We start from the raw sequence: 7666 nt of genomic DNA, 5'->3' as shown, positions 1-7666 counted from the left end.
ATTGCCTTCATCATCCTGCAGCCCGCGCGTAAGGCGCGGCTCCCGCCCGCCCGGCCTGCATTAGAATGCCGGTCTGCCGGTTGGGCCCGGCGCCGGACCTTCGGGCCCGGCGCGCATCCTGCCAAGGCAGGATGCCAGGCCCAAGCCTGCCAAGGGGGGGGAGGCTGGCGCCAGCCGGCGCAGCTGCGGGCGCGGCAGAACCGGCGTTACCTGTTGCTTCAATCCGCCGCGCTGACGGGCTGCCAGGAAAAGCCCCCTAGCGCGACAGCTCCTTCATGCCGCGTTCCAGCCCGTCCAGCGTCATCGGCACCATGCGGTTCTCGAAGATCTCGCGGATCATGCCGATCGAATGGGTATAGTCCCAGTATTTCTCCGGCACCGGATTGATCCACAGGTTCGACGCCCAGGCCTCGCGCGCGCGCTGCAGCCAGACCTGGCCGGCTTCCTCGTTCCAGTGCTCATTAGCACCGCCGGGATAAGCGATCTCGTAAGGCGACATCGAGGCATCGCCGACAAAGATGCATTTATAGTCCGGCCCGTAGGTGCGCAGCACCTCATCGGTCGGGGTCTTCTCGCCCCAGCGCCGCCGGTTGTCGCGCCAGACGCCTTCGTACAGGCAATTGTGGAAGTAGTAGTACTCCAGGTGCTTGAACTCGGTCCGCGCGGCCGAGAACAGCTCCTCCACCACCTGGATATGGGGATCAATCGAGCCGCCCACGTCCAGGAACAGGAGTACCTTCACCGCATTGTGCCGCTCGGGCCGGGTTTTCACGTCCAGATAGCCATGCTCGGCGGTGGAGCGGATGGTGCGGTCCAGATCCAGCTCCTCATGCGCACCCTGGCGGACCCAGCGGCGCAGCCTTTTCAGGGCGACCTTGATGTTGCGGGTGCCCAGCTCGACGTCGCCGTCGAGGTTCTTGAACTCGCGCTTGTCCCAGACCTTGACCGCGCGCTGGTGGCGGCTTTCTTTCTGGCCGATGCGCACGCCTTCGGGGTTGTAGCCATAGGCGCCAAAGGGCGACGTGCCCGCAGTGCCGATCCACTTGCTGCCGCCCTGATGGCGGCCCTGTTGCTCCTTCAGCCGCTCCTGCAGCGCTTCCATCAGCTTCTCGAAGCCGCCAAGCGCCTCGATCTCGGCTTTCTCCTCGGCGCTCAGATGTTTTTCAGCCATCTTGCGCAGCCAGTCTTCGGGGATATCGACGGCGTCCATCACCGCCTCGGCCGGGATTGCCTCCAACCCTTTGAAGGTGGCGGCAAAGGCGCGGTCGAACTTGTCGATGTTGCGCTCGTCCTTCACCATCGCCGCGCGGGCGAGGAAATAGAACGCCTCGATATCATAGGTCGCCAGCCCCGCCTTCATCCCTTCCAGGAAAGTCAGATATTCGCGCAAAGACACCGGAATGGCCGCCTTGCGCAGGTTTTCAAAGAAGGGCTGGAACATCGCGGAGCCTTTGCTGAGCCGTTACGCCAGCACCCGGTGGGTCAGGATGGTTGCCAGCAGGCCAAGCATACCAAATACGATGGCATAGACAGCCCCGTATTGCAGCATGTCCAGGGTATTGCCGCCACGTTTGCGGGCCTTTGTTGCGCCAATTGCGGCGCCCAGCACCAAGCCGGCGATTACGATCATGGTCTTTTCCGTCTCTTGTCTCGTGTTGCAGGATCAGGATCCGGAAGGGCGCAGCGCGGCAATCTCTTCCAGCCGGGCCTCGACCACCCAATCCGGGCCAAACCCGTAACGCGCCCAACCCAGGCTGTCCAGCCTGACCCGCCGCGCCTCCACCACGCGGCCCTGCAGATCCAGCGCTTCGGCCTGCAGCATCAGCAGCGTCGACAGCAGGGCGGCGCTTTCATGCTGTGCCGCAGCGGCCGCAGCGGGTGCCAGGCCGGCCAGCGCAGCCCCGCCGTTGCCCGCGGCAATCTCATAGGCCGCCAGCTGCACTGCCAGCTTGGCCTGGTGCATCCCGGTACCGGGCTGCCCCTGCAGATAGGTCCGGGCGGTCAGGAAATGCTGCAGCGCCAGCTCAGGCTCGCGGACATGCAGCATCCGGCCCAAGGTGTAATGGCTCAGGGCCCGCCGGTGGTCCTGCCAGCCCAGATCGCGGGCAATCGCGGCGGCGGTGTTGGCGGCGCGCAGCCGGTCCCGCAGCGAGGATTGCGGCCCCAAGGCCTGCTCATAGGCTGCGACCCAGGCGCGCGGGGTTTCCGGCAGCGGCTGTGCCGCGGTGCTGGCGCCGCGCGGGTTCAGCCGGGCCAGCACCGCGGACAGCCGCGCGGCGACCTCGGCCCGGCTCATGCCGGTGCGCAGTTCGGGCGCATAGCTGGCGCGCAGGATCAGCATGTCAAAGCCGGTCAGCACCGCGTGGATATTGTCATCGTTGAAGATCGAATCCGGCAGCCGGTACAGATCGTTCAGCGGCCCGATCGCCTGGGCCAGTTCCTCGTGCAGGCAGTCGCGGACTTCCTGCGGGCTGACGTCATTGGGGATGAACACCGCCAGTTTTTCGCGGCTGCGCAGCAGCGACCAATTGGTGCGAGGGCTGCGCCGGTTGCGGCGGTATTCACTCAGCGATGCAACGTTGGGCACCACAAAACAGGCGGCCTTGGGCAGGGCCCGCCGGATTTCGGCGCGGGAAACCGATTGGATGGTGATATTGGCCGTGCCGCCGGACACCCGCTGCACCGGGATGCCGGCCTCGGTCCGCAGCCGGGCCAGCAACGCGGTCAGATCGCGGTTGAAACCCGGCGCGGGCGTGCCGGTCACCTGCAGGGTGATCGGGGTCTCGAACCGGGTGAACTGGGGCAGGGTGCTGCCGCCTTCCAGCCGGAAATGCAGATCCAGAAAATCCCGCGCGATATCAGCATTGGAGCGCTGCGGAGGCTGCGGCCGGCGGGCGGTGAAGACCTTGACCGGCGGCAGCACAACCGGCGCAGCTGCGGCGCGGGTCGGCGCTGTGACCTGCCTCTCGGGGGCGGCGCAGGCGGCCAGCGCAGCCACTGCAAGCCCGGCCGCCGCACCCCGCAGCACGCGCAGGCCGGCAGGCCTGCGGTCGGACCGCCGAACAGGGCGGCGGACAAAGATCTGTGAAGCCGGGGCTGCGTCTGCGGGCACTCGGGGCGTCTCCTGTCAGCCCGGGCTGCGCAGCCCGGTTCTGTGTCCTCTGATAAGGGAATGCGGCAGCAATTTGAAGCGAAACAGGCAGCCGCCAGGCCAGGCGCCTGCCTGTCCCGGCCGCAAGGCAGATCAGCGGCGTCCGCGCGCCATGAAGGCCAGCCGTTCGAACAGATGCACGTCCTGTTCGTTCTTCAGCAGCGCCCCATGCAGTTTGGGCAGCGCATCGGCGCCGTCACGGGCGATGTCCTCCGGCGACAGATCCTCGGCCAGCAGCAGCTTCAGCCAGTCGATCACCTCGGAGGTCGACGGCTTCTTTTTCAAGCCTTGGGTCTCGCGGATCTCGTAAAACTGGGTCAGCGCGGCGGTCAGCAGGCTGTCCTTGATGCCGGGATGATGCACCTCGACGATTTTCTTCATCGTCTGCGCATCCGGGAAGCGGATGTAGTGAAAGAAGCAGCGCCGCAAAAAGGCGTCCGGCAGCTCTTTTTCATTGTTCGAGGTGATGATCATGATCGGGCGGTGCCTGGCCTTGACCATCTCGCCGGTCTCGTAGACGTGGAACTCCATCTTGTCGAGCTCCTGCAGCAGGTCATTGGGGAACTCGATATCGGCCTTGTCGATCTCGTCGATCAGCAGCACGACCTTTTCGCCGGCTTCAAAGGCCTCCCACAGCTTTCCCTTCTTGATGTAGTTCTTCACATCATTGACGCGCGCATCGCCCAGCTGGCTGTCGCGCAACCGGCTGACGGCGTCATATTCATACAGTCCCTGCTGGGCGCGGGTGGTGGATTTCACGTTCCATTCGATCATCCGCAGCCCCAGGGCTCCGGCCACCTGCTTGGCCAGCTCGGTTTTGCCGGTGCCCGGCTCGCCCTTGACCAGCAGCGGCCGTTCCAGCGTCACCGCCGCATTGACCGCAACTTTCAAATCATCCGTTGCGACATATTCTTTAGTGCCCTGAAATTGCATATCTTTCCTGTTCCAGTCCTGATCGGTGCCGCGGCGCCAAGTTCTTATCATGCTTTTAACCAAACGGCGCCACTATTGTGTAGTGACATTCCCTTCTGATGGGGATAAACGCTGCGGCAGAGGGGGAGCCAAAATGTTCAGGTGCAAATTATGACCAGCATTATGGGCCAGACCGAAGGAGCCGAAATGAAGCAAGAGGTGTTTCTGCCGGACGACTACCGACCGGCTGAAGATGAGCCGTTCATGAACGACCGGCAGCTTGAGTATTTCCGACGCAAGCTATTGGAATGGAAGCAAGATCTGCTGTCAGACAGCCGCGATACCATCGAAGGGCTGCAGGACAACACCCGCAACATCCCGGATGTTGCCGACCGTGCCAGCGAAGAGACCGACCGCGCGCTGGAACTGCGCACCCGCGACCGCCAGCGCAAGCTGGTCGCCAAGATCGACTCGGCCCTGCGCCGCATCGGCGAAGGTGAATACGGCTACTGCGAAGTGACCGGCGATCCGATCTCGCTGAAACGTCTGGACGCGCGTCCGATCGCCACCATGAGCCTGGAAGCGCAGGAGCGCCATGAGCGCCGCGAAAAGGTCCACCGCGACGACTGACGGGCGGCTGATACGGGCAAACTGACAATTAGATGGCGCCGGGGTCTTTTGCTCCGGCGTTTTTTGTTTCATTGGGGGCGGGCGGAGAATCTGCAGGAGCCCATGGAACTCAAAGGTCTGAAAATAACCGTCATCGGCGCCGGGATCGGCGGCTTGACCGCAGCGCTGGCGCTGCGCCGCTTTGGCGCCTCGGTGACTGTGCTGGAGCAGGCCGAGGCGATTTCCGAAGCGGGCGCAGGCCTGCAGATCACCCCCAACGGCGTCGCTGTGCTGAAGGCGCTGGGGCTGGCCGATGACCTTGCCTGGTGTTCGCAGCGGGCCCGCGCCGTGGTGCTGCGCGGCCACCGCCGCGGCGGCCAGGTGTTGCGGCTGGATCTTGATGAACATGCCGCGGGCCTGCGCTATTACTTGGTGCACCGCTCCGACCTGGTCGGCATCCTGGCCGGCGCCGCCCGCCGCGAAGGCGTGCAGGTGCGGCTGCTGCAAAGGGCCGAACGGGTCGTGCCCGGCCCGCAGCCGGTCGTGCGCCTCTGCAACGGCGCCCAATGCGGCGGCGATCTGGTGGTGGGCGCCGATGGGTTGCATTCAAAAACCCGGGTGGCGCTGAACGGCGAGCGCCCGCCCGTCTTCACCGGCCAGGTCGCCTGGCGCGCCACCGTGCCCAACCATCTGAACCTGCCCGCAGAGGCGCAGGTGTTCATGGGGCCGGGGCGGCATCTGGTGGCGTATCCCTTGCGCGACGGCAGCCTGATGAACCTGGTCGCGGTGCAGGAGCGCCGCGCCTGGGCCGAAGAGGGCTGGAACGTCAAGGACGATCCCGCCAACCTGCGCGCCGCCTTCTCCCGCTTCGGCGGCACCGCCGCGGCGCTGCTGGAGGCGGTGGAGGAGGTGCTGCTGTGGGGGCTGTTCCGGCATCCGGTGGCGGCCGGCTGGCACGGCGAAAACACCGCGATTTTGGGGGATGCCGCGCATCCGACGCTGCCGTTCATGGCCCAGGGTGCCAATCTGGCGCTGGAGGATGCCTGGGTGCTGGCCCGGTCCCTGCGGGAGGCGCCGGATGTCGCGCGCGGCCTGGCACGCTATCAATCCCGGCGCCGGGAGCGGGCGGAAAACGTGGTGCAGGCCGCCAGTAAGAACGCCTGGAAATACCACCTGCGCGCCCCGCTCAGCTGGCCTGCGCATCAGGTGCTGAGGCTGGGCGGCCGCTTTGCGCCGGACAAGATGGTCAGCCAGTTCGACTGGATCTACCGCCACGACGTCACCGCCTGAGACAGCGCAGGCGGCGGGCTCCCGCCCCGTCCCGGGGCATCGGCGATGACCCGGGCCAGGTTGGGCCGGGCGCCGCGCGGAGGCGCGGCGCGGGCGGCGCTGGGTGTCAGATGTCCAGATCCACCCAGACCGGCACGTGGTCCGAGGGTTTTTCGCGTCCGCGCACATCCTTGTCGATCTGGCAGTCGCGCAAGAGATCGGCGGCCTGCGGCGTCAGCAGGAAATGGTCGATGCGGATGCCGTCATCGCGGTTCCACGCACCGGCCTGGTAATCCCAGAAGGAATAATGCCCCGGTCCCTGGTGCCGGGCCCGGAACGCCTCGGTGAAGCCGAGGTTCACAATCCGCTGAAACGCGGCGCGGCTTTCCGGGCGGAACAGCGCGTCCTCCAGCCAGGCTTCGGGCCGTTTGGCGTCTTCGGCCTGCGGTATGATGTTGTAGTCGCCCGCCATCAGCGCGGGCATCTCGCTGTCCAGCAGCTGTTGCGCCCGCGCCTTCAGCCGCTCCATCCAGGCCAGCTTATAGGCATATTTACCGCCCGCCGCCGGGCTGCCGTCCGGCTCCAGCTCAACCGGGTTGCCGTTGGGCAGATAAAGGCCGCAGATGCGGATCGCCTGCTTGCCGACCACCGTCGCCTCGATCCAGCGCGCCTGTTCGTCGCTGTCATCGCCGGGCAACCCGCGGCGCACATCCTCCAGCGGCAGCTTTGACAGGATCGCCACGCCGTTGAAGCTTTTCTGGCCGTGGGTTTCGACATTGTAGCCGCGCTCTTCGAGCATTTCGCGCGGAAACGCCTCATCGACCGATTTGATCTCCTGCAGCAGCGCCACGTCGGGCTGGGCCTCGTCCAGCCAGTCCGGCAGCGCCTGGGCCCGGGCCTTGATGCCATTGATATTGAATGTGGCGATTTTCATGGCTTGCCTCCGGCGCAGATTGCTTTATTCGAGGCTGATCTATCGCTGAATCAGCACCCCGGGGCAAGCCCGAAGCGGAATTCGCGAATCACTGGCGGTGCGGCGAATCACCTCTGTTTTGCACAGGTGAAAAGTACCCCTCAGGTTGAGTTTCTTTATCTTGCAGTAATATGCGTGTGAATAACGCGGTGCATAAGCTGTGGATGAGTTGAAATAATTGAAATTACGCAAAAAATAGCGGGTTGAAGTTAATGTGATCCGCGCTAGAAAATACAATGTGAAATTGCATTTTCTGTTTGCGCTGCACGAGGGCCGTGTCAGCGTGGAGGAGCCTTTTGTCCTTAACAAATGAGGTTCCAAATGACTGCTCAGCACAAAATCCAGCCCCTCCACGCTAACCGCCCGGCCGCAGGCTGCAGCCTGTTCGAGGGCGATGCGGCGGGGATGTTCTCCTCTGGATCGGCGCCGGAATGCACCGCCGGTCTGAGCGCGGGAGAGGGCGTGTCGCTGTTTTCTTCCGGCTCCATGCCGCAGACAGCCGAAAGCTGGGCAGGCGGCGAAACCGGTTTGTTCTCCAGCGGCTCGGCGCCGTCGGCACGCGGCGAAACCGCAGCCGGCGACCTGGTGGAGATGTTCTCCTCCGGCTCGGCCCCCGCAGCGCAGTCCGACAGCCGCACAGGCGATCTGGTGCAGATGTTTTCCTCCGGTTCAGCGCCCGCTGAACACGCTGAGGCTGCGTCCGGCGATCTGACAGAGATGTTCTCTTCCGGCTCGGCCCCGGCCGCAACGGC

At 65.0% G+C, this 7666-nt stretch carries 8 protein-coding genes; 3 read left to right on the top strand and 5 right to left on the bottom strand.

Features of this window, described 5'->3' with window-relative positions; translation table 11 throughout:
- Nucleotides 1–256: 256 nt before the first annotated feature.
- From VOI29_RS20365 to VOI29_RS20350, 4 genes are all read right to left on the bottom strand, one after another.
- Entirely contained in the window at nt 257–1441 is a 1185-nt protein-coding gene (locus VOI29_RS20365; protein ID WP_323783022.1) for a VWA domain-containing protein, read from the bottom strand.
- A 21-nt stretch (nt 1442–1462) separates the two neighbouring features.
- Entirely contained in the window at nt 1463–1630 is a 168-nt protein-coding gene (locus tag VOI29_RS20360; RefSeq protein ID WP_323783019.1) for a hypothetical protein, read from the bottom strand.
- Nucleotides 1631–1663: 33 nt separating this feature from the next.
- Nucleotides 1664–3112 carry a DUF2927 domain-containing protein gene (locus tag VOI29_RS20355; RefSeq protein ID WP_416361570.1) on the bottom strand — a complete coding sequence of 483 codons (1449 nt, stop codon included), beginning with the start codon at nt 3110–3112 and terminating at the stop codon, nt 1664–1666.
- A 132-nt stretch (nt 3113–3244) separates the two neighbouring features.
- Nucleotides 3245–4084 (bottom strand): MoxR family ATPase, encoded by an 840-nt coding sequence (locus VOI29_RS20350; RefSeq protein WP_323783025.1) that lies wholly within the window; start codon nt 4082–4084, stop codon nt 3245–3247.
- Nucleotides 4085–4270: 186 nt separating this feature from the next.
- Here VOI29_RS20350 and dksA point away from each other — a divergent pair, with 186 nt between their 5' ends.
- A complete protein-coding gene (gene dksA, locus VOI29_RS20345) occupies nt 4271–4693 on the top strand; it encodes an RNA polymerase-binding protein DksA (RefSeq protein WP_044008631.1) in 423 nt (140 codons plus the stop codon).
- Between the two features lie 102 nt (nt 4694–4795).
- Nucleotides 4796–5962: an FAD-dependent monooxygenase gene (locus tag VOI29_RS20340; RefSeq protein WP_323783016.1), complete on the top strand. Its 1167-nt coding sequence runs from the start codon at nt 4796–4798 to the stop codon at nt 5960–5962.
- 106 nt (nt 5963–6068) lie between these two features.
- On the opposite strand, the gene xth is transcribed toward VOI29_RS20340, so the two are convergent.
- The gene (gene xth, locus VOI29_RS20335) at nt 6069–6875 is read right to left on the bottom strand and encodes an exodeoxyribonuclease III (RefSeq protein ID WP_323783013.1); all 807 of its coding nucleotides are present in this window, start codon (nt 6873–6875) and stop codon (nt 6069–6071) included.
- Nucleotides 6876–7235: 360 nt separating this feature from the next.
- Between xth and VOI29_RS20330 the strand changes: the two genes are divergently transcribed.
- Nucleotides 7236–7666 (top strand): hypothetical protein (locus VOI29_RS20330; protein WP_323783010.1); only part of this gene is annotated, 431 nt, incomplete at its 3' end.

Origin of the sequence: Leisingera sp., assembly GCF_034669605.1 — a bacterium.
GTDB lineage: Bacteria > Pseudomonadota > Alphaproteobacteria > Rhodobacterales > Rhodobacteraceae > Leisingera.
This window is presented reverse-complemented; position numbering and strand designations above follow the sequence as displayed.

Coding starts and splice junctions, on each gene's coding strand:
- xth (WP_323783013.1), bottom strand. CDS start 6,875: ATGAAAATCGCCACATTCAATATCAATGGCATCAAGGCCCGGGCCCAG.
- VOI29_RS20340 (WP_323783016.1), top strand. CDS start 4,796: ATGGAACTCAAAGGTCTGAAAATAACCGTCATCGGCGCCGGGATCGGC.
- VOI29_RS20365 (WP_323783022.1), bottom strand. CDS start 1,441: ATGTTCCAGCCCTTCTTTGAAAACCTGCGCAAGGCGGCCATTCCGGTG.
- VOI29_RS20360 (WP_323783019.1), bottom strand. CDS start 1,630: ATGATCGTAATCGCCGGCTTGGTGCTGGGCGCCGCAATTGGCGCAACA.
- VOI29_RS20350 (WP_323783025.1), bottom strand. CDS start 4,084: ATGCAATTTCAGGGCACTAAAGAATATGTCGCAACGGATGATTTGAAA.
- dksA (WP_044008631.1), top strand. CDS start 4,271: ATGAAGCAAGAGGTGTTTCTGCCGGACGACTACCGACCGGCTGAAGAT.